19 protein-coding genes are annotated in these 20,061 nt (G+C 63.4%); 10 read left to right on the top strand and 9 right to left on the bottom strand.

Going from position 1 to position 20,061, the window contains the following annotated elements:
* Positions 1-22: 22 nt before the first annotated feature.
* Positions 23-889 (bottom strand): serine hydrolase, encoded by an 867-nt coding sequence (locus tag BM269_RS07945; RefSeq protein WP_090436475.1) that lies wholly within the window; start codon positions 887-889, stop codon positions 23-25.
* Between the two features lie 197 nt (positions 890-1,086).
* On the opposite strand from BM269_RS07945, the gene BM269_RS07940 reads away from it, so the two are divergent.
* Genes BM269_RS07940 through BM269_RS07930 form a run of 3 tightly spaced genes read left to right on the top strand, consistent with a single transcriptional unit; the run spans position 1,087 to position 8,038 of the window.
* Positions 1,087-2,589 carry a cache domain-containing protein gene (locus tag BM269_RS07940; protein ID WP_090436474.1) on the top strand — a complete coding sequence of 501 codons (1,503 nt, stop codon included), beginning with the start codon at positions 1,087-1,089 and terminating at the stop codon, positions 2,587-2,589.
* 9 nt (positions 2,590-2,598) lie between these two features.
* On the top strand, positions 2,599-6,888 hold the full coding sequence (locus tag BM269_RS07935) for a response regulator (RefSeq protein WP_090436473.1): 4,290 nt from the start codon (positions 2,599-2,601) through the stop codon (positions 6,886-6,888).
* 1 nt (position 6,889) lies between these two features.
* A complete protein-coding gene (locus BM269_RS07930) occupies positions 6,890-8,038 on the top strand; it encodes a response regulator (protein ID WP_090436472.1) in 1,149 nt (382 codons plus the stop codon).
* A gap of 3 nt (positions 8,039-8,041) precedes the next feature.
* Here the strand turns inward: BM269_RS07930 and BM269_RS07925 are convergent, their stop codons facing one another.
* Positions 8,042-9,052: a sulfate ABC transporter substrate-binding protein gene (locus BM269_RS07925; protein WP_090436471.1), complete on the bottom strand. Its 1,011-nt coding sequence runs from the start codon at positions 9,050-9,052 to the stop codon at positions 8,042-8,044.
* Positions 9,053-9,249: 197 nt separating this feature from the next.
* Here BM269_RS07925 and BM269_RS07920 point away from each other — a divergent pair, with 197 nt between their 5' ends.
* A complete protein-coding gene (locus tag BM269_RS07920; RefSeq protein ID WP_090436470.1) occupies positions 9,250-9,768 on the top strand; it encodes a GNAT family N-acetyltransferase in 519 nt (172 codons plus the stop codon).
* 47 nt (positions 9,769-9,815) lie between these two features.
* Here BM269_RS07920 and BM269_RS07915 read toward each other — a convergent pair whose 3' ends face one another.
* Together BM269_RS07915 and BM269_RS07910 are read right to left on the bottom strand one after the other, a co-directional pair.
* On the bottom strand, positions 9,816-10,037 hold the full coding sequence (locus tag BM269_RS07915) for a 2-hydroxymuconate tautomerase family protein (RefSeq protein WP_090436469.1): 222 nt from the start codon (positions 10,035-10,037) through the stop codon (positions 9,816-9,818).
* Positions 10,025-11,389: an MFS transporter gene (locus BM269_RS07910; protein ID WP_090436468.1), complete on the bottom strand. Its 1,365-nt coding sequence runs from the start codon at positions 11,387-11,389 to the stop codon at positions 10,025-10,027. Before BM269_RS07910 ends, BM269_RS07915 begins: the two co-directional genes overlap by 13 nt.
* Positions 11,390-11,495: 106 nt before the next feature.
* On the opposite strand from BM269_RS07910, the gene BM269_RS07905 reads away from it, so the two are divergent.
* Positions 11,496-12,362 (top strand): LysR family transcriptional regulator, encoded by an 867-nt coding sequence (locus BM269_RS07905; protein WP_090436467.1) that lies wholly within the window; start codon positions 11,496-11,498, stop codon positions 12,360-12,362.
* Positions 12,363-12,458: 96 nt separating this feature from the next.
* Here the strand turns inward: BM269_RS07905 and BM269_RS07900 are convergent, their stop codons facing one another.
* The 4 genes from BM269_RS07900 to BM269_RS07885 all read right to left on the bottom strand — a co-directional run bounded on the left by BM269_RS07900 (position 12,459) and on the right by BM269_RS07885 (position 16,947).
* On the bottom strand, positions 12,459-14,687 hold the full coding sequence (locus BM269_RS07900; RefSeq protein ID WP_090436466.1) for an NADP-dependent isocitrate dehydrogenase: 2,229 nt from the start codon (positions 14,685-14,687) through the stop codon (positions 12,459-12,461).
* A gap of 122 nt (positions 14,688-14,809) precedes the next feature.
* Positions 14,810-15,646, bottom strand: coding sequence for a sterol desaturase family protein (locus BM269_RS07895; RefSeq protein WP_090436465.1), 837 nt, complete (start codon positions 15,644-15,646; stop codon positions 14,810-14,812).
* A 45-nt stretch (positions 15,647-15,691) separates the two neighbouring features.
* Positions 15,692-16,435 carry a helix-turn-helix domain-containing protein gene (locus BM269_RS07890; RefSeq protein ID WP_170860315.1) on the bottom strand — a complete coding sequence of 248 codons (744 nt, stop codon included), beginning with the start codon at positions 16,433-16,435 and terminating at the stop codon, positions 15,692-15,694.
* Complete coding sequence (locus BM269_RS07885; protein WP_090436463.1) at positions 16,435-16,947, bottom strand: DUF1697 domain-containing protein; 513 nt, start codon at positions 16,945-16,947, stop codon at positions 16,435-16,437. Before BM269_RS07885 ends, BM269_RS07890 begins: the two co-directional genes overlap by 1 nt.
* 1 nt (position 16,948) lies before the next feature.
* Between BM269_RS07885 and BM269_RS07880 the strand changes: the two genes are divergently transcribed.
* Positions 16,949-17,239 (top strand): 2Fe-2S iron-sulfur cluster-binding protein, encoded by a 291-nt coding sequence (locus BM269_RS07880; RefSeq protein WP_090436462.1) that lies wholly within the window; start codon positions 16,949-16,951, stop codon positions 17,237-17,239.
* Positions 17,240-17,331: 92 nt separating this feature from the next.
* The gene (locus BM269_RS07875) at positions 17,332-17,919 is read left to right on the top strand and encodes a YcbK family protein (protein ID WP_229204560.1); all 588 of its coding nucleotides are present in this window, start codon (positions 17,332-17,334) and stop codon (positions 17,917-17,919) included.
* Positions 17,920-17,959: 40 nt separating this feature from the next.
* Here the strand turns inward: BM269_RS07875 and BM269_RS07870 are convergent, their stop codons facing one another.
* Positions 17,960-18,145: a DUF3460 family protein gene (locus tag BM269_RS07870; protein ID WP_090436460.1), complete on the bottom strand. Its 186-nt coding sequence runs from the start codon at positions 18,143-18,145 to the stop codon at positions 17,960-17,962.
* 35 nt (positions 18,146-18,180) lie between these two features.
* Here BM269_RS07870 and BM269_RS07865 point away from each other — a divergent pair, with 35 nt between their 5' ends.
* The 3 genes from BM269_RS07865 to BM269_RS07855 are packed head-to-tail and all read left to right on the top strand — an operon-like array spanning position 18,181 to position 20,031.
* Entirely contained in the window at positions 18,181-18,585 is a 405-nt protein-coding gene (locus BM269_RS07865; RefSeq protein WP_090436459.1) for a hypothetical protein, read from the top strand.
* 10 nt (positions 18,586-18,595) lie between these two features.
* Positions 18,596-19,366, top strand: coding sequence for a transporter substrate-binding domain-containing protein (locus BM269_RS07860; protein ID WP_090436458.1), 771 nt, complete (start codon positions 18,596-18,598; stop codon positions 19,364-19,366).
* Positions 19,367-19,368: 2 nt separating this feature from the next.
* A complete protein-coding gene (locus BM269_RS07855) occupies positions 19,369-20,031 on the top strand; it encodes an amino acid ABC transporter permease (protein WP_090436457.1) in 663 nt (220 codons plus the stop codon).
* Positions 20,032-20,061 lie beyond the last annotated feature (30 nt).

The following is a 20,061-nucleotide window of genomic DNA, read 5'->3' as shown; positions in this document are numbered from 1 at the left end:
GCAGCGAACCCCGTCAGGCATGCTACATGCGGCGGCGACGGCGTTCCGTTGTGCGCACGGCTTTCTTGCGCGGGCTGGATGCTTTCATCACTTTGGGAGCGTTGTCGCCCGCCAGCAGGCGGCGGATGTTCAGCGCATCCATCAGGCGCGCCGAATTGCCCCCGGCGTTCAGCAGGACCAGGGTGGCTGCGCGGCCGGCTTCGGTGATGCGCATGATCAGGCAGCGGCCCGCTTCTTCGGTATAGCCGGTCTTGGACAGGCCGATATCCCAGCCCTTGGCGCCGACCAGGCGGTTGGTGTTGTGGTACTGCACCATGCGCCCCTTCATCTTGATCACTTCCTCGGTATCGGTGGTGATGCGGCGGATCTCGGGATAGCGGGCGGCGGCGGCGGCCATTTTCACCAGGTCGGCCGCATTCGATGTATTGTTAGGCGACAAGCCGGTCGGTTCATCGATCTGGGTGCTGGTCATGCCCAGCTGCTGGGTCTTGGCGTGCACGGCGGCCGTAAACGCGGCCGGGCCGCCGGGGAAGGTGCGGGCCAGCGCGGCGGCGGCGCGGTTATCGGACGACATCAGCGCCAGTTGCAGCAATTCGCCGCGCGAGATGGTGGCGCCGACCGGCACGCGCGAAGTGCTGTGCTTGAGCGTGTCGACATCGTCCTTGTCGATGCTGATCTGCTCGTCCATATCAAGCTTGGAGTCGAGCACGACCATTGCGGTCATCAATTTAGTCAGGGAGGCGATCGGAACAACGGCGGTGGCGTTCTTCTCGACCAGCACTTTGCCAGTCTCATCCTCGACGACAAGCACGGCTTGCGAGCCCAAGGGCACGGCAAACGCGGCTGCGGAGATCGACATCAGCAGGGCTGCGGTTATTTTCTTCAACATGGTCGGAGCGGGTTCGTTGGGGCGGAATATTGCTAGATTAGGGGCAATATTCTCAATATGGACAATATCACTATCGGGTTAACTCGTCCAGCAAACGTCAATCATGCGCAACTGAACAATAAAAAACATGGCGTGCGGCGTCGGCGCCGGGAATACTGCTATTGTTATTCGATAATATTTCCTTCTTGAAATTTGCCATGTTGGTAATTGAGAGAATTGCAAAATATCCCCTGCGCGCCTGGACCGCGGTGATCTGGTTGGCCTTGGCAGCGGCCTGGCTGGCCGGCAGTGCCTACCGCGCCAGGCTGGAACAAGGACGCCTGGCATTATTGAATATCGACGTACAGCGCGACGCGATTGCCGCCATGTCATTAACCCTGGACAGTAATTTGATGGGGGTGATTTCCCTGCTCGGATTGATTGAGCCGGATATCAAAAAAGAAAGCACCGAAGCAATTCCGTCCAACCAGCCGAAAATATCGGCCTTATTGGAAAACGTCGGTCGCAGCCAGCAAATCCAGGGTTTATTCGTGGTCGGCAAGGATGGTTTTGTCAAATCGTCATGGGACGATAGCGGCCAAGCTTCCACCGGCATCGACGTGCGCTTCCGCCCTTATTACCAGCAAGCCATGGCCGGCCGCAACAATATCTACGCCGCCGTCAGCCTGGCGCGCAGCGACCATGCCCTGTATTTCGCGGCGCCGGTGTATGCCGGCCTGGCGCGCAGCGGCGATCCGGTCGGCGTGGTGGTGGCACGGACCGATATGGAAAAGCTGGAACGCCTGCTGGCGCGCAGCGGCCAGGCCGCCGTCCTGCTGTCGCCGCAGGGCGTGGTGTTCGCCAGCAGCCGGCGTGAATGGCGCGGCATGCTGGCCGGCCCGGTGTCTGCGGCCAGGGTGGCTGAAATCCGCGCCGTGCGCCAGTTCGGCAAGCTGTTCGAAGGGCAGGCACCGCGCCCGCTGCCGGTCAGCCTGGCGCCGGGCATGGCGCAGGGAGAAGGGCGCCGTTACGCGGTGGCATCGGCCGCCGTGGATTGGCACGATCCATCGGGCAGCTGGCAGTTGCTGGTGCTGGAAGACCTGGGCCTGAGCGTGCCGCCGGGCAGCGGCGTGCCGGCCGCCGCCATGGCCGCCAGCGTGGTGTTCCTGCTGGGAGCGGCCGGCCTGCGCGCGGTGCGCAGCCAGGCGGCCCAGCAGCGCGCCCACCTCGAACTCGAACGCGTGGCGCACGAGCAGGAACTGCGCGCCGAGCGCAAGATGCAGCTGGCCCAGGTAGCGCTGCAGATGCAGCAGGCATCACAGCGCCATGCCCGCCTCGCCGTCTTCCTCGATCAATGCCATCAATTGTTCGGCGCCATGCAGGGCGTCATCTACACCGCCGACGCCGATGGACTGGCGCTGGCCGCCAGCTATGCCAGCACGGCGCCGCCGCCACGCCTGGCCCTGGGCGAAGGCTTGCTGGGCCAATGCGCCCTGCAGCGCGAAGCGCGCATCGTCGACACCGCTGGTGCAGGCGCCGCATGGAGCATTCGTTCCGGCCTGGGCGAAGCCAGGGCGGGCGCCTTGTTGCTGGCGCCGGTGCAGTTGCGCGGCCGCCTGTTGGGCGCAGTGGAACTGGCGCTGCTGCAGGCGCCCGATGCGGCCAGCTATGAACAATTCCTGTCAGCGCTCGACCTGCTGGCAATCAATTTGACTGAGTAGGGAGGACGCGTGGCCCGCTTACTGGATAGACTCGAGAAACTGGGGCTGGCGTGGAAACTCGCGCTGGGTTTTGGCGGCAGCCTGTTGATCACGCTGGCGTTCGGGCTGCACAACGTCACCACCCAGGCCCGGATGCATGACGAGATCCTCGGCATCTACAAGAATGACCTGCTGGGCATTTCGGACGCCAAGGATGCCCTGGCCCAGTTTGCGCAAGGCGGCAGTGCGCTGCGCCAAGCCTTGCTGGCCCGCGACAAGAGCGGCCGCGATCGCGCGCTGGGCCTGGCGGAGGAGGCGAAGCGCCAGCAGGACCGGGCGCTGGACCAACTGCGCCCACGCATCATCCGCGAAGAAAATCGCAAGAACCTGGCCGAATTCGAGACTGCCTATGCCGGCTACGACTTGCGCGTGGACCAGGCGGTGCGCTTGTTGCGCGCGGGGCAGGCCGAGCAGGCCGCCGCGGTGGTGGCCGAGCAGGCGTTCCAGGAGCACGGGGTGCGCGCCAATCACGCCCTGGCGCGCATCGCCGCGATCAAGGAAGACAGTGCGCGCCACCAGATCGAGCAGATGCAGTCGCTGTCGCGCTACGAGATGCAGCTGACCTACGGTTTGCTGGGACTGAGCCTGGTGTTGGGCATCCTTTTCAGCTACCTGGTGGGCCGCTCGGTGCGCCTGCCGTCGGAGCGGTTGCGCAGCGCTGTGCAGCAGCTGGCAAAAGGCAAACTGGGCGCCGAAGTGCCGCTGACGGATTTTCCGAACGAGATGGGCAGCCTGGCACGCTCGATCAAGGTGCTGCAGGAAGAGGCCTGCAAGATGGAGGCGCAGCGCTGGCTCAAGACCCACCTGGCCGCGATCGGCAACGACCTGCAGTCGGCCGACAGCGCTGAAGACCTGGCCACGCGCACGCTGGCGGCACTGGCGCCGCTGGTGCAGGCCGGCCACGCGGCCTTCTACCGGCATGAAGCGGAGGAGGGCAGTCTGGCGCTGTTGGCCGGCTATGCGATACGCGGCAGGTCCGCGGCGCAGCACAGCTTCCTGCTCGGCGAAGGGCTGGTGGGGCAATGTGCCGCGCAACGCAAGCCGATCATCATGCGGCAAGCGCCGGCCGGTTATGTCCGCATCGGCTCCGCGTTGGGCGAGGCCGACCCGGCCAGCATCGCCATCGTGCCGTTGCTGCGCAATGAGCGGCTGCTGGGCGTGCTGGAATTGGCAACGCTGGAGCCCTACGGCGACCAGGCCCAGTCGCTGCTGGAGGGCGCACTGCCGGTGGTGGCCATGAATATGGAAATCCTGGAGCGCAATGCGCGCACCCGGATGCTGGAGGAACGCAGCCGGCTGGTACTGGGCACCGTGAGCGACGGTATTGTCGGCCTGGACCTGGCCGGCCGGATCACCTTCGTCAATCCGGCCGCGCCTGCCTTGCTGGGCTACGGCGAAGGCGAGCTGGTTGGCGCGGCGTGGCAGCAGGACGGCGAGCAGTTGAAACGCAAGGACGGCAGCAGCTTCCCGGTCGATTATGTGGACCGGCCAATGTACAAGGATGGCGCGCAAGTCGGTTCGGTGGTGGTGTTTCGCGACATCACCGAACGCAAGGCCTTGGAGCAGGAAATCAAGCGCAGCAATTTCCTCGGCGATATCGCGCTGGAGATGACAGGCTGCGGCTACTGGGTGATCGACTACAACGACCCGGAATACTATATCCAGTCCGAGCGCGCTGCGCGCCTGCTGGGCGAAGCGGCGCGGCCCGATGGCCGTTTCCACCTGCAGGACGAATGGTTTACCCGCCTGGTGGAAGCCGATCCCGAAGGCGCGCTGCGCGTCGCTGCCCGGGTGCAGGGAGCGCTGGACGGCACCTACGACAAGTTCGATGCGGTCTACGCCTACAAGCGCCCGGTGGATGGCCGCATCGTCTGGCTGCACGCGGTCGGCACGGTGGTGCGCGATGAGGAAGACGGCGTGCCGCGCTTCATGTACGGGGTGTACCAGGACATCACCTCGCAGAAGAGCGCCGAAGACGAACTGCGCATCGCCAAGGAGCAGGCGCAGGCCGCAACGCGGGCCAAGAGCGATTTCCTGGCCAATATGAGCCATGAGATCCGCACGCCGATGAACGCCATCATCGGCATGTCGCACCTGGCCCTGCAGACCAATCTCGATAAGCGGCAGCGCAACTACGTCGAGAAGGTGCAGCGGGCGGGCGAGAACCTGCTCGGCATCATCAACGACATCCTCGACTTCTCGAAGATCGAGGCCGGCAAGATGACGGTGGAGCAGGTTGCGTTCGACCTTGACGACGTGCTCGATAACCTGGCCAACCTGATCGGCTTCAAGGCCGAGGACAAGGGCCTGGAGCTGCTGTTCCAGGTGGCTCCCGAGCTGCCGACCGGGCTGGTTGGCGATCCGCTGCGGATCGGGCAGGTGCTGGTCAACCTGGCCAATAACGCGGTCAAGTTCACCGAATGCGGCGAAGTGGTGGTCGGCATCGAGCAGTCGGCGCGCGACGAACAGGAAATCGAGCTGCATTTCTGGGTGCGCGACTCCGGCATCGGCATGAGCGCGGCGCAGAGCGCCAAACTGTTCCAGTCCTTCAGCCAGGCCGATGCTTCCACCACCCGCAAGTACGGCGGTACCGGCCTTGGCCTGGTGATCAGCAAGAACCTGCTTGAGCTGATGGGCGGGCGCATCTGGGTCGAGAGCGCGGAGGGCAAGGGCTCCACTTTCCACTTCACCGCCCGCTTCGGGCTGCAGGCCAATGCGAAACCGCGCCGCATGTTCCGCGCCGACGAATTGCTTGGCGTGCGGGTGCTGGTGGTCGACGACAATGCCGCGGCGCGCGAAATCCTGTCCACCGTCGCCCGTTCCTTCGGCCTGGCAGTCGACGTGGCCGTGGGTGGCCAGCAGGCGCTCGACATGGTGGCGCGCGCGCAACAACAGGCTTTGCCTTATGACCTGATCCTGATGGATTGGAAGATGCCGTCGATGGACGGGGTTGAGACGGTGCGCCGCTTGCAATCCGGGCAGGCCGGCCGCCTGCCGGCCGCCATCATGGTGACCGCTTACGGCCGGGAAGAAGCGTTGACCAGCGCGGAGGAGCGCCGGGTCCAGCTGAAGTCGGTGCTGACCAAGCCGGTCACGCCTTCAGCCCTGCTGGAGGCTGTCGGCGAGGCGCTGGGCAAGGGCGTGCTCGCCGAGGGGCGGCGCGCGGCGGAACGCGACCTGCAGCAGGGCGAAGTCATGGCGCGCCTGGCGGGCACGCGCGTGCTGCTGGTCGAAGACAACGACATGAACCAGGAACTGGCGATCGACCTGCTGGGCAAGGCCGGCATCGAAGCAGTGCTGGCCCGCCACGGCCAGGAAGCGCTGGATATCCTGGCACAGGACGCGCGCTTCGACGGCGTGCTGATGGACTGCCAGATGCCGGTGATGGATGGCTTCCAGGCTTCACGCGCGATCCGCGCCAATCCTGCCTTCGACCAGTTGCCGATCATCGCCATGACGGCCAACGCCATGGCCGGCGACCGCGAAAAGGTGCTGGCCAGCGGGATGCAGGACCACATCGCCAAGCCGGTCAATGTGGCTGAAATGTACGCCACGCTGGCGCAATGGCTGCGGCCGGAGCCGGGCCAGGGCCGGGCCGCCGCGCATCCGGCTGCACCGAACGCGCATGCCGCCGGCGCTGCGGGCGACAAGACTGCCCCCCTGCCTGCGCTGCCGATGGTCGATGTGCGGGCAGGGCTGGCGACATCGATGGGCGACCAGAAGCTGTACCGCCGCCTGCTGGTCAAGTTCCGCGATGGGCAGCAGGATTTTTCCGCCATGTTCGTGCAGGCGCTGATGGGCGGCGATGCGACCGCGCCGGAACGGCTGGCGCATACTTTGAAAGGCGTGGCCGGCAACATCGGTGCACGCAGCGTGCAGGCGGCGGCGCTGGAGTTGGAACAAGCTTGCCAGCAAGGCGCTGCGCGCGAAGACCTGGAGCGCTTGCTGGCGATGGTGCTGGTGGAGCTGGACCCGTTGCTTGCCGCACTGCGGGCGGTCGACGCGGAAATGCGCGGTGGCGCCGCGCACCCGGCGCTGGTACCGGTGGCGCCGGCCGCCGCGGCCCCGCTCGACCGCCTGCAGCGCTTGTTGTCGGAAAGCGACTCCGAGGCGGCAGAGCTGTGGGATGGACAGCTCGATCAATTCAAGGCCGCCTTGCCCGACCACTGGCGCCGCATCGCAAACGGAATTGGTAACCTGGACCTGGAAGCCGCCCTGGCGGCGCTGGATGAAGCAATGGCTAGCCTGGAGGGAAAGTGAGATGGAACTGGAACTGATCGCAAGGAAAACCGTGCTGCTGGTCGACGATTCGCCCGACAACCTGGTGCTGATGAACGACCTGCTGAAAGACCTGTACAAGGTAAAGGTCGCCAACAGCGGCGAGAAGGCCCTGCGCATCGCCAGCACCGGGCAACCTCCCGACGTGGTGCTGCTGGACGTGATGATGCCCGAAATGGACGGCTATGAAGTATGCCGCCGCCTGAAGGCCGATCCGGCCACGCGCAATATCCCCATCATCTTCCTGACTGCCAAGACGGAAGTGGAAGACGAAAAACTGGGCCTCGACCTGGGCGCCGTCGACTACATCACCAAGCCAATCAGTCCGCCGATCACGCTGGCGCGCGTGCGCAACCACCTGATGCTGAAAGAGCACGCCGACTTCCTGCGCGACCAGAACGAGTACCTGGAACAGGAAGTGCGTGAACGCACGCGCGAAGTGGTGGCGATCCAGGACGTCACCATCCTCGCCATGGCGTCGATGGCCGAAACCCGCGATTCAGAAACCGGCAACCACATCCGCCGCACCCAGTTCTATGTCAAGGCGCTGGCCGAACGGTTGAAAGGGCACCCGCGCTTTGGCGCCGTGCTGACCGACAGCTACATCAACCTGCTGTTCAAGTCCGCCCCGCTGCACGACATCGGCAAGGTCGGCATTCCCGACCGCATCCTGCTCAAGCCGGGCAGGTTCGAACCGCACGAATTCGAGATCATGAAGACCCACACCACATTGGGCCGCGCCGCCATCGAACACGCGGAACGCTCCTTGGGCACGCCGATGGCCTTCCTGTCGATCGCCAAGGAGATCGCGTACTCGCACCAGGAAAAATGGGATGGTTCAGGTTATCCGGAAGGACTGGCGGGGGCGAAGATCCCGGTATCGGCGCGCCTGATGGCGGTGGCGGACGTGTACGACGCCCTGATCAGCCGGCGCGTCTACAAGGACGGCATGCCGCATGAGAAGGCGGTGCAGATCATCATTGAGGGCAAGGGGAAGCACTTCGACCCCGACGTGATCGATGCCTTCGTCGGCTTGCAGGAGGAATTCCGCGCCATTGCGGCGCGGTTCCATGATACCGACCATGACATGGCCGAGAAGAAGGCGCAGATTGAGCGCCTGACGAAGGCGTAAGGCTTACTTCGAGCTGTAGATCTTGTCGAACTCGCCGCCGTCGTCGAAGTGCTTCTTCTGGGCCGCGCGCCAGCCGCCGAACACTTCATCCACGGTGAACAGCGAGATCGGCTTGAAGCTGGCCGCATACTTCTTGAATACCGCGTCCGAGCGCGGGCGCAGGTAGTGCTTGGCGATGATCTCCTGGCCGGCATCGGAGTACAGGAAGTTCAGGTAGGCGGTGGCTTCCTTGCGGATGCCTTTCTTGTCCACCACCTTGTCCACCACGGCCACCGGCGATTCGGCCAGGATGGAGGACGATGGATACACCACCTCGAAGTTGTCGCCGAATTCGGCGCGCACCATGTTCACCTCGTTCTCGAAGGTCACCAGCACGTCGCCGATCTGGCGCTGGGTGAAGGTGGTGGTGGCGGCACGGCCGCCGGCATCCAGCACCGGCACGTTCTTGAAGATCTTGCCCACCAATTCGCGCGCCTGTGCTTCATTGCCGCCTTTTTTCAGCACCGAGCCCCATGCGGCCAGGTAGGTGTAACGGCCGTTGCCCGCGGTTTTTGGATTCGGGATCACGACAGCCACGCCAGGCTTGGCCAGGTCGCCCCAGTCCTTGATCGCTTTCGGATTACCCTTGCGCACCAGGTAGACCATGGTGGAGTAGGCCGGCGCAGCATTGTTCGGGAACTTCCTGGCCCAGTCCTGCACCACCAGGCCGCGGTCGGCCAGCATGTCGATGTCGTTGGCCTGGTTCATGGTCACCACCGACGCTTCCAGGCCATCGGCCACGGCGCGCGCCTGCTTGGAGGAGCCGCCGTGCGACTGCTTGATGGTGACGTCCACGCCGGTGCTCTTCTTGTATGCAGCGGCAAAGGCGGGGTTGACATCTTTATACAGCTCGCGTGCCACGTCATAGGACACGTTCAGCAGGGTCACTTCATTGGCCGCTGCGACCGGGGCGAAACCGATGGTGGCCGCGGCCAGGGTGGCGCTGAGTGCAAATGCGAATTTGTTATAAGTCATGGCAATCTCTATTGTGAAAACAGATATGCATGGTCTAGAATCTCGCGCCGAAAGGAAACTACATATTCGTTATAAGCTTAGTATCAGGCTTGGTATCAGGCTTGGCATCGGCCCCGGATCTGCTGGCGCGCACGCGGCCACAGACGGGGTTTTGGCTGCTGGTGTATATTCCGGTTATTGAATACCTGTGAGCACGCATGAGTTTTGAAATTCGCCGCGCGGAAGCGAACGACGCCACGGCTGCCTGTGAGGTGCTGCGACGCTCAATCGCCGAATGTTGCGTGCTTGACCATAAAAATGACCCCGCCATCCTTGGCGCCTGGCTTGGAAACAAGACGCCCGAGACGGTGGCGTCCTGGTTCGCCTCGCCGACCAATTTTTCCCTGGTCGCGATCGAGGACGGCGTGGTCGTCGGCGTCGCCTTGCTGACGGCTGCCGGCAAGCTGGCCCTGTGCTACCTGTTGCCCGAAGTGCGCCAGCGCGGCGCCGGCAAAGCGCTGCTGGCCTGCGTCGAACAGCAAGCTTGCAGCTGGGGCGTGAAAGCCCTGCAGCTCCACAGCACCGCGAGCGGCGAGGAATTCTTTGCCCGCCAGGGCTACCTGCGCGCGGGCAACGTCCGCTCCCCGTATGGTGTCGACACGGTCTTCTTCTGGAAGCAGCTTGACGGCACCGTCTGCGATGTCAGCAAACCCAAACGCTTCTGCGGCTGCAACTAGGGCCCAGGCGAAGTAGCCGAGCCCCGTTGCATGACGGTTGACGTCAATCAGCCGCCTTGTGCCTTTTCGGCGGCCCTGGCGCGCAACGTGGTGACGTTGTCGTAGCCGATGCCCCAGTTATCGGTCTCTACCTCATCGATGATGACGAAGGTAGTGGCCGGATTCTTGTTGAGCACGCGCTGCAGCAACTCGGTTGCACCCTTGATCAATTCCAGTTTCTGTTCGGCGGTCGCGCCTTCTTTGGTGATGCGGAAGTTTACGTACGGCATAGTGAAGCTCCTTTGCTTGGAAGTGGATGTCTGATGCAGTACCAGGCCAACGCGGCGCCCAGCAGCAGCAGGATGGTTGAAACGGAAAGCGCGAATTCGATATTCTGCATGGCGCCGAAAATGGCCACGCCCATGGCGCCGCCAACCTGGCGCGCGGTGTTCAACACGGCCGACGCCGTGCCCGCCTGGCTGCGGTCGACGGCGGCAAGGATGGAGGTCGTCATCGCCGGCACGGCCAGCCCCATGCCGCCCGGGATCAGCGCCAGGCCGGGCAGCATTTCGAGGAAAGTGGCATCATTCGATACCCCAAAGATCCCGAGCAGGGCGTATCCCGCGGCGCCAGCCAGGCCACCGACAATCATCGGCATGCGCGATCCCATGCGTGCCTGCATGCGGCCACTGGCGATATTCGAGATGATGAAGGTGCCGGTCAGCGGCAGGAACACCAGGCCCGCATGCATCACCGAAAAGCCGCGCACCTGCTGCAGGTGGAAGCTGAGCACGAAGATCACACCGTAATAGGCAAAGTTGACCAGGACGCCGAATAGTACCGCGCCCGAAAAGCCGGTATCGCGGAACAGGCCAAGCGGCAGCATGGGCGCGGCGCTGCGCCGCTGGCTGCGGATGAACAGTGCCGCCGATGCCAGGGCCACCAGCAGCGCGCCCTGTACCAGGTGGCTGGAAGCGCCCAGCGCATTGACTTCGATCACGGCACCGATGAAGGTAGTCAGTGCAACGATGGCCAGCACCTGGCCGGCGAGGTCGAAAGAACGCGCCGGATCCTTGCCGCGCAGGGCCGGGACCACGCGCCATGTAAGCCAGAAGCCCAGCACGCAAATCGGAATATTGACCCAGAAGATGCTGCGCCAGCCGGCGAAGCTCATGAGCAAGCCGCCCAGCACCGGGCCGGCCGCAATCGACACGCCGCCGGCGGCCGTCCACCATGCAATCGCCTTCGCCAACTGCGCGCGGTCGTGGGCGTAGCTTGCGTTGAGAATGGCCAGCGAGCTCGGAACCAGCAGCGCGGCGCCGACACCTTGCACGGCACGCGCCAGATCCAGCGCCAGCGCACCCGGCGCCATTGCGCACGCCAGCGAAGCCAGCGTGAACAGCGCAAAGCCCGACAGGAACACCCGGCGCGCGCCAAAACGGTCGCCCAGCACGCCAGCCGACAGCAGGAACACGGCAAAGCCCAGGGTATAGGCATCGACCACCCATTGCAGCGCGCTGACGCTGGCGCCAAGCTCACGGCCGATCTCCGGCAGGGCCACGTTGACGATGGTGACATCGAGCTGGACGATGATGAAGGCAAAGCTGGCGGCCAGCAGTACGGCAGGTGATGGCTTGTTCATGGTGAAGCTCCGTTTGGCTCCCGTTGGATAGCCTGAACTATAAATGGCTTCACGCATCAATAAAAATGAATAATAATGATGAAAGCCATCTCAAACGGAGAACGAAATGGAACTCTCTTCGCTGAGGATATTCAAGACAGTTGCCGAGGAAGGCAGCGTGACCCAGGCTGCCGCCCGGCTGCACCGGGTGCAATCGAATGTCTCCGCGCGCCTGAACCAGCTCGAAGAATCGCTGGGCGTCACCCTGTTCAACCGCTCGGGGCGGCGCATGCTGATCACGGCGGAAGGAACGCGCCTGCTGGAATACGCCGACCGCCTGCTGCGGTTGGCGGACGAAGCGCAGATGTCGGTGCGCGGCGGCCAGGAACCATCCGGCCAGCTGCGCATCGGATCGATTGAAACCACCGCCGCCGCGCGCCTGCCGCGCGTGCTGGGCGGCTTCCACCGCAAATACCCGCAAGTCGACCTGGTGCTGGATACCGGCCCTACCGACTACCTGCTGCAGGCCGTGGCAAACCATAAAGTCGACGTAGCGCTGGTATCGTCGCCGATCGACCGTCCGGAGCTGGAGCAGGTACCGGTGTTTGTCGAAGAACTGGTGCTGCTGACGGACGCGCTGCACGGCCCCGTCACCGGCCCGGCCGACGTCGCACGCCGCACCCTGCTTGGTTTCCGCAGCGGCTGCTCCTACCGGCGCCGCCTGGAATGGTGGTTCGCCGAGGCGGGCGTGGCCCACACGCGGGTTGCCGAATTCGGCACCTTCGAAGCCATCATCGGCTGCGTCGCCGCCGGCATGGGTGTCGCCATGATGCCGCGCGAAGTGCTGCGCCAGCGCGGCCTTGGCCGCACCGTGCAATGCCACACGCTGCCCCCTGAAGTCGCCGAGGTCGAAACGATGCTGGTCTGGCGCCGTGACATCCCCCACCACGCCGCCCGCGACGCCTTCATCGCAAGCTTTAGCCAATCAAAATGAAAGTCGGGGTCAGCTCTGGCAATCGGACATTTCGCTGCGCGAAATGTCCGATTGCCAGAGCTGACCCCGACTTTTAATGTCGAAGCGAAGGGCGGCTTACAGGGCTGCCAGGGCTGCGTTGAAGGTGGCGCTTGGGCGCATCACGGCTGCGGTCTTGGCTGCGTCCGGCTTGTAGTAGCCGCCGATGTCCATGGCGGCGCCTTGCACGGAGTTCAGCTCTTCGACGATCTTGGCTTCGTTCTCGGTCAGCGATTTGGCCAGCGGCGCGAACTTGGCTTTCAGTTCGGCGTCGTCGTTCTGCGCTGCCAGGGCCTGGGCCCAGTACATCGACAGGTAGAAGTGGCTGCCGCGGTTGTCCAGCTCGCCGGTGCGGGTCGATGGGGACTTGTTGTTGTCCAGCAGCTTGCCGGTGGCTTCGTCCAGGGTCTTGGCCAGGATCTTGGCTTTGGCGTTGCCGGACTTGATGCCCAGTTCTTCCAGCGACACGGCCAGGGCCAGGAACTCGCCCAGCGAATCCCAGCGCAGGTGGTTTTCTTCCACCAGTTGCTTGACGTGCTTCGGTGCGGAGCCGCCGGCGCCGGTTTCGTACATGCCGCCGCCAGCCATCAGCGGGACGATGGACAGCATCTTGGCCGAGGTGCCCAGTTCCAGGATCGGGAACAGGTCGGTCAGGTAGTCGCGCAGGATGTTGCCGGTCACGGAAATGGTGTCCAGGCCGCGCGATACGCGTTCCAGGGTGTAGCGCATGGCGCGGGTCTGCGACATGATCTCGATATCCAGGCCGCTGGTGTCGTGGTCTTTCAGGTAGGTTTCCACCTTCTTGATCACTTCCGCTTCGTGCGGACGGTAGGTGTCGAGCCAGAACACGGCCGGCATGCCGGAGTTGCGGGCGCGGGTGACGGCCAGCTTGACCCAGTCACGGATCGGCGCATCCTTCACCTGGCACATGCGCCAGATGTCGCCTTCTTCCACGTTCTGGGTCAGCAGCACTTCGCCGGTGGCCAGGTCGGTGATGTTGGCGATGCCGGCTTCCGGCACTTCGAAAGTCTTGTCGTGCGAGCCGTATTCTTCGGCTTGCTGCGCCATCAGGCCCACGTTCGGCACGGTGCCCATGGTCTTCGGATCGAAGTTGCCATGCCATTTGCAGAAGTTGATCATCTCCTGGTAAATGCGGGCGAAGGTCGATTCAGGCATGACTGCCTTGACGTCGGCGGTGCGGCCGTCGGCGCCCCACATCTTGCCGCCGATACGGATCATGGCCGGCATCGATGCATCGACGATCACGTCGTTCGGCGAGTGGAAGTTGGTGATGCCCTTGGCCGAATCGACCATGGCCAGCTTCGGACGGTTTTCCAGGCAGGCGTGCAGGTCTTTCAGGATTTCGTCCTTCTGCGACGCTGGCAGCTTTTCGATCTTCTCGTACAGGTTGACCATGCCGTTGTTGACGTTCACGCCCAGTTCTTCGAACAGCTTGGCGTGCTTTTCGAACGCTTGCTTGTAGAAGATGCGCACGCAGTGGCCGAACACGATCGGGTGCGACACCTTCATCATGGTCGCTTTCACGTGCAGCGAGAACATCACGCCGGTCTTGTAGGCGTCGTCGATTTCGCGCTCGTAGAATTCCAGCAGGGCTTTCTTCGACATGAACATGGAGTCGATGATTTCGCCGGCTTGCAGTGCGACCTTCGGTTTCAGGACGATGGTCTTGCCGGACTTGGTCAGCAGTTCCATCTTCACTTCACGCGCCTGGTCCAGGGTCATGGACTTTTCGCCGTGGTAGAAGTCGCCGCCGTGCATGTGCGACACGTGGGTGCGCGAGGCCTGGCTCCATTCGCCCATCGAGTGCGGGTTCTTGCGGGCGAATTCTTTCACCGCTTTCGGTGCGCGGCGGTCCGAGTTACCTTCGCGCAGGACCGGGTTCACGGCGGAACCGATGCACTTGCCGTAGCGCGCTTTCAGTGCTTTTTCTTCTTCGGTCTTGGCGTCTTCCGGGTAGTCCGGCAGCTTGTAGCCGGCCGCCTGCAGCTCGCGTACGCAAGCGATCAGCTGCGAGACGGATGCCGAAATATTGGGCAGCTTGATGATGTTGGTATCGGGATTCTGGGTCAGTGCGCCCAGTTCTGCCAGGTTGTCCGGCACTTTCTGGGCGTCGGTCAGGGCTTCCGGGAAAGCTGCCAGCACGCGGGCGGCAACCGAAATATCGCTGGTCACGACGTCAACGCCAGCTGGTGCTGCGAACTTCTGCACGATAGGCAGCAGGGAATAAGTCGCCAGCAGTGGCGCCTCGTCGGTAAGGGTGTAGATGATTTTAGACTTTTGAGACATGTTTATTCCCTCAAATGCGGAGGTTTTCCGCTGAATATTCTTCCCTGGGCCTGCCGGGTTCGACAGGATCGGGGTGTGTGGCGGGTGGGCGATGGCCTACCGGACAAGCTTGACATTGTAGCTCACAGGAATGGCCGTAACAATTGGCGATGATACTTAGACGGGGCATCCGGGGTGTCCAGCCCGACCTGGCCTGGGCCGATCCGGCCCGGCGGCTGGCGATAGGTGCGGAACAGGTGGTCCCACAGCATCAGCCATTCGCCGAAGTTGACCTGGGCGTCCTGATAGTCGCGTTTGTGGTGCCAGCGGTGGGTCTGGGCGACGCCGAACACATGGCGCAGCGGTCCCAGTGAATAGTCGAGATTGGCATGCTGGAAGGCCAGGTGGACGGAAAGTATGGCCAGTCCGGTCGAGATGACCGCAGCCGGTGCGCCGAGGGCCAGCAGGACGGCGAAGCCCGGTGCGCCCATCATCATGGCGTGCAGCGGGTGGCGCCTCTCGCTGTTCAGCCAGTACAGGCGCTCGCTGCTATGGTGGGCTTCATGGAACAGCCACAGGCGATGATGCCGATGGCTCAGCCAATGCATAAAAAACAAGCCGAAGTCGAGCACGATCATGGCGGCACCGGTTTGGGCCCATGCCGGCCAGTGCGACGGCCAGGCCGCCGGTGCAGGCAGCAGGGCGCGCGCCCAGGTCAGGATGGCGATGCTGCCGTACAGGACACTCGCGTTGACCAGGAAGTGCAGGCTGTCGGTCAGTGTGTCGCCATGGCCGGCCAACCAGGCCCGCTCATAGGGTTGCCGGCGTTCGAGCAGGGCGACGCAGGCGACGCCGGCCAGCGCCATCAGCGGCACGCTTGGCCAGTAAGCCAGGCCTTGCGTGGTGGCCCACAGAATCGTCGCGGCGGTACCGCCAAAAACGATTGGATAGCTCAAGAAACGTATTGCCCATTGCTTCATGTTGACCTCCTGTGATGAATGGAGGTCAGCGTAAGGGTCCGCGCGTCAGGCGGCTTGAACGAAAGAGCTGTCCAGCACGATTCCTTGCAGCAGGGCAGCCGGGTTCAGGCCGAACATCTCGCGGAAGGTGCGCGACAGATGCGCCGAATCGGCGAAGCCGGCGGCGTGGGCCGCATCGGTCAGGTTGCCGCCGTGCGCAAGCTGGTGTAGCGCCAGTTCCAGGCGCAGCCATTTGCGGTAGCTGCGCAAGGGCAGTCCGGTTTGCTCGACGAACCAATGGGAAAACCGGCTTGGCGACAGGTTTGCCAGCTGCGCCAGCCGCAGGCGGCTGATGCCGCCGGTGCCGACGCCGGCACGCAGTGCCGCCGCCACGGCAGCCATGCGCGCGTCCGGCGCAGGCGGGCGGGACAGGCCGAACGCATGGCGCAGCGTGGCGCGCAGGGCCTGGCCTGCATCCGCAGCCGCCAGCAATTGGCCGCAGAGATCGGCAGCCAGCGGTAAAGCGGTGCTGCCCCCTTGCTGGAACAAGGCCGCTCCTTCCGGCGTCAGCGGGTCCAGGTAGACCAGCAGGGCCTGTTCCGCGCAAACGCAATGCGCTAGCCCGGCCGGAATGGCAATGCCCGGTGCGCGCAACGGACCGGAGGGCAATGCAACACCGACCTCTCCATTGAGCGCGATCACCAGTTGGTGCGCGTAATGGGCGTGCAGGGCGTGGTCGCCGACCGTGCCGCGGAATGCACCGAAGCCGGCCGACAACAGGGCCTCACCCGACCAATGCCGAGACGCCATCAGGCTGCCGCGCATTTACGCACCGTGTCCCAGGTGCGGGTGGTGATGTCCTTGCCGAAGGTCTTTTCGATCAGGCGCATGAAGACCGGCCCGTCACTGCTGGGCAAATAGGTCGAAAACACCTCGCTGCCGATGATGCCGAGCATCTGTGCGCCGCTGACGGGCGGCGGCAGGACAGTGTCGGGCGGGGCCGCACGCATAAAGCTGACTACCCGCTTGGCGCCCGGATCGGCGCCAAGGCCAGGGTAGGGGTCATCGGCCAGCAAGTCCAGCAGGTGCTGTTGCGGGCGCACGATGGTGTAAAAGCTGCGGCCGAGCGCCTTTTCCATCGCAGCTTCGGCCTTGCGCGCCAGCGCGGCTTCCGTGGCGGAGCGCGCGTCGAATGCTACATTGCCGCTTGATAGAAGCGTCTTGACGTTGGAAAATCCGGCACTTTCGAAAGCAGCTTTCAGTTCCGGCATCTTGCAGTTCATCGGGCTGACGCCGCGGAGCAGGGCAATATAGCGAGGCATTGTGTTTCAGATAAGAGTTGAGCCGAAGGGATTATCGTTCGAAACGGATGGCGAGGCCAGCCTGTTGGTGGCGGCCGCCCGCGCCGGCGTGGTGCTGCCCAGCTCCTGTCGCAACGGCACTTGCCGCAGCTGTATTTGCCAGCTGCGCAGCGGCACCGCGCGCCACCTGATCGAATGGCCCGGCCTGAGCCGGGAAGAGAAGCAGCAAAGCTATATTCTGCCCTGTGTGGCGGTAGCGACGTCCGATCTGGTCATCGAGGCCCCCGCAGCGAAGTTTACGACAAATTGTTAAAGGGGTTTCTCAACTCATTCTCTATTGCTATAGTAATCGTTATTGCAATAGACGGAATCGCCATGACAACTCGCAGAGACTTCCTCCATATGATGGCGGGCACCGCACTGGCAGGCTTGCCGCTGATTGGCCAGGGTCGCGCGCAGTCGGAGCCGGAGCCTCCGCCCGATATTTTCGACGCACAGATGCTCGACCTGGAGTTCTGGATCAAGCCGCGCACCATCAGCGTGATCCGGCCGCAGAGCGGGGAGAAAGCCCGGCTGACGTACTGGAAGGATGGCGAGATCATCGACGCGGCTTACCAGGAACTGTGCCATTTGCTGCGGGATGTAAACGGCAAGGAGACCGCACCCATCGACCCCAAACTGTTTGAAACGCTGTGGGGAGCGCAGGCCTTCGTGCAGCGTTTCGGCATCGAGAGCCCGCTGGAGATCCTGTCGGGGTATCGTACCCAGGCGTCCAACAAGCGCCTGATCGAGCAGGGAATCCCCGCAGCGCGCCAGTCGCTGCATATGAGCGGCAAGGCGGCCGACATCCGGATTCCGAATTTGAATGCGGAGGTGTTGGGTAGCCTGGTGCAGAGTTTCCGCCAGGGCGGCGTCGGCTTCTATTACCGCCAAGGCCCGCGTGGCGGCTGGATTCATGCCGATACCGGCCTGCAGCGAAGCTGGAAAGGCTGACGGCTGTAGGCGGCCACGCTGGTCCCGGTTTCAATGGTAATCAATGGTAATAATAAGCCGGCGTCGGCACCGCATCCGTCCGCGCCAAGCGCTCAGCCTCCAGATCCACCCGATGATCCCACCAGATATTCCAGCCAAGCCGCTGGTCTTCCACCATCTCCGGATGCTCATCGAGCAGCTTGCCGAAGAAGCACTCAAACTCAGATACATATTCGTTTACTTTCATACCGCCTCCTAAGCTTTCGGTTACACTCCTGACCCATGTTTAATCACGATGACGAAGCGGCCAAGCCGCGCTTTCGCCCGGTGCCATGGACCGCACTGGAAACGCCGCAGGACGTGGAGCTGTGGATTGCCGAGCACGACCTCGCGCTGAAGGAACACGTCGCCAAGCAGGAAACCGGTTACGGCGTGTGTTTCAGCCTGGCCGAGGGCGGCGACATTTACATGCAGACCACCGAGGGCGCCGTTATCCTCGATGTTACTCCTGAAGCCGATTGGGTGGAGCCCTTGCTGTGCGCCATCGCCGCTTGCGAGCCGCCCAAAGGCCGCCTGTGGACCCTGCCCGACGACAAACTGGTGCAGCTCATCCTTGGCCTGTCCGTCCTGATCGCCACCACCACCCTCGTAGTAGGTCACGATTTCGGCCGCCGCCATTCTTACTAAAGGATTCCTGATGCGCAAACCCTTGATTGCCCTCCTGCTGGCTGCTGCCGCGCTGCACGCCAACGCCGCCGACCTGCTGCAAACCGTCAAGGCACGCGGTACGCTGAAAGTGGCGATGGAAGGCGTCTACCCGCCGTTCAACTTCAAGGAAAAGAACGGCGAGTTGGCGGGTTACGACGTCGACGTGGCGCGCCTGGTGGCAGGCAAACTGGGGCTGAAACCGGAGTTCGTCACCACCGAATGGGCATCGATCCTGGCTGGCTTGGCCAGCAATAAGTACGACGTGATCATTTCGCAGGTCGGCATCAACCCCAAGCGTGAGCAGGCTTTCGATTTCAGCACGCCCTACATCTACTCCTCGCCGATGCTGATCGTGCGCAAGGACAACAAGAATAACTGGACCTCGCTGGAGCAACTCAAGGGTAAGCGTGTCGGCGCGGGGCAGGGCAGCGTGTACGAGATGCAGTTGAAGGCTGTGCCTGGAATTGAGGTCAAAGGCTACCCGGCGGCGCCGGAAAACCTGACCGACCTGGCGCTGGGCCGCATCGATGCCGCCCTCAACGACAGCCTGATGACAGCCTACCTGCTGAAAACCACCAAGCTGCCGATCAAGGCGGGCGCCCGCGTTGGTGCCATCGAACGCATGGGCATTCCCTTCCAGAAAGGCAATCCCGAATTCAAGGCCGCGCTCAACAAGGTGCTGGCCGATGCCGCGGCCGACGGCAGCCTGAAAGCCATTTCCATGAAATGGTTCGGCACCGACGTCAGCAAGGCCCCGTAAACATGGAGTGGCTGGAGCTGCTGCACGAGGCGGCGCCCGTGATGTTGAAGGGCGCCGGCTACACCCTGGTGTTCGCGATCGCGGCGATGGTGGGCGGGCTGGTGCTGGGCTTCCCCACCGCCGTGATGCGCATCCTGCCCTGGAAAGTGCTGCGCTGGCCGGCCAATGTGTACGTCAGCCTGATGCGCGGCACGCCGCTGCTGGTGCAGATGTTCGTGATCTATTACGGCCTGCCTTCGGTCGGCATCGAATTCACGCCGGTCAGCGCCGGCATCCTGGCGCTGAGCCTGAACGCCGGCGCCTACCTGTCGGAAAGCCTGCGCGGCGCCATCCTCTCGATTCACAAGGGGCAATGGTCGGCCAGCTTCAGCCTCGGCATGGGCTACCGCCAGACCTTGCGCTACGTGGTGATGCCGCAAGCGCTGCGCATTGCCGTGCCATCGATGAGCAACACCCTGATCAGCCTGATCAAGGACACTTCCCTGGTCTCGGTCATTACCCTGACGGAACTGATGCTCTCGACGAAGGAAGTGATTGCCACCACCTTCCAACCCTTGCCGCTCTACTTGGCGGCGGCGGTGATTTATTGGGTACTCAGCCTGGCATTCGAGCAATTACAACGCTTTGCCGAGCAACGCTTGAACCGCGCGCATCGACAAAGTTAGCTGCTCGACATTGTCACAAGGGCATGCTAG

Source organism: Duganella sp. CF458, assembly GCF_900113115.1.
GTDB lineage: Bacteria > Pseudomonadota > Gammaproteobacteria > Burkholderiales > Burkholderiaceae_D > Rugamonas.
This window is presented reverse-complemented; position numbering and strand designations above follow the sequence as displayed.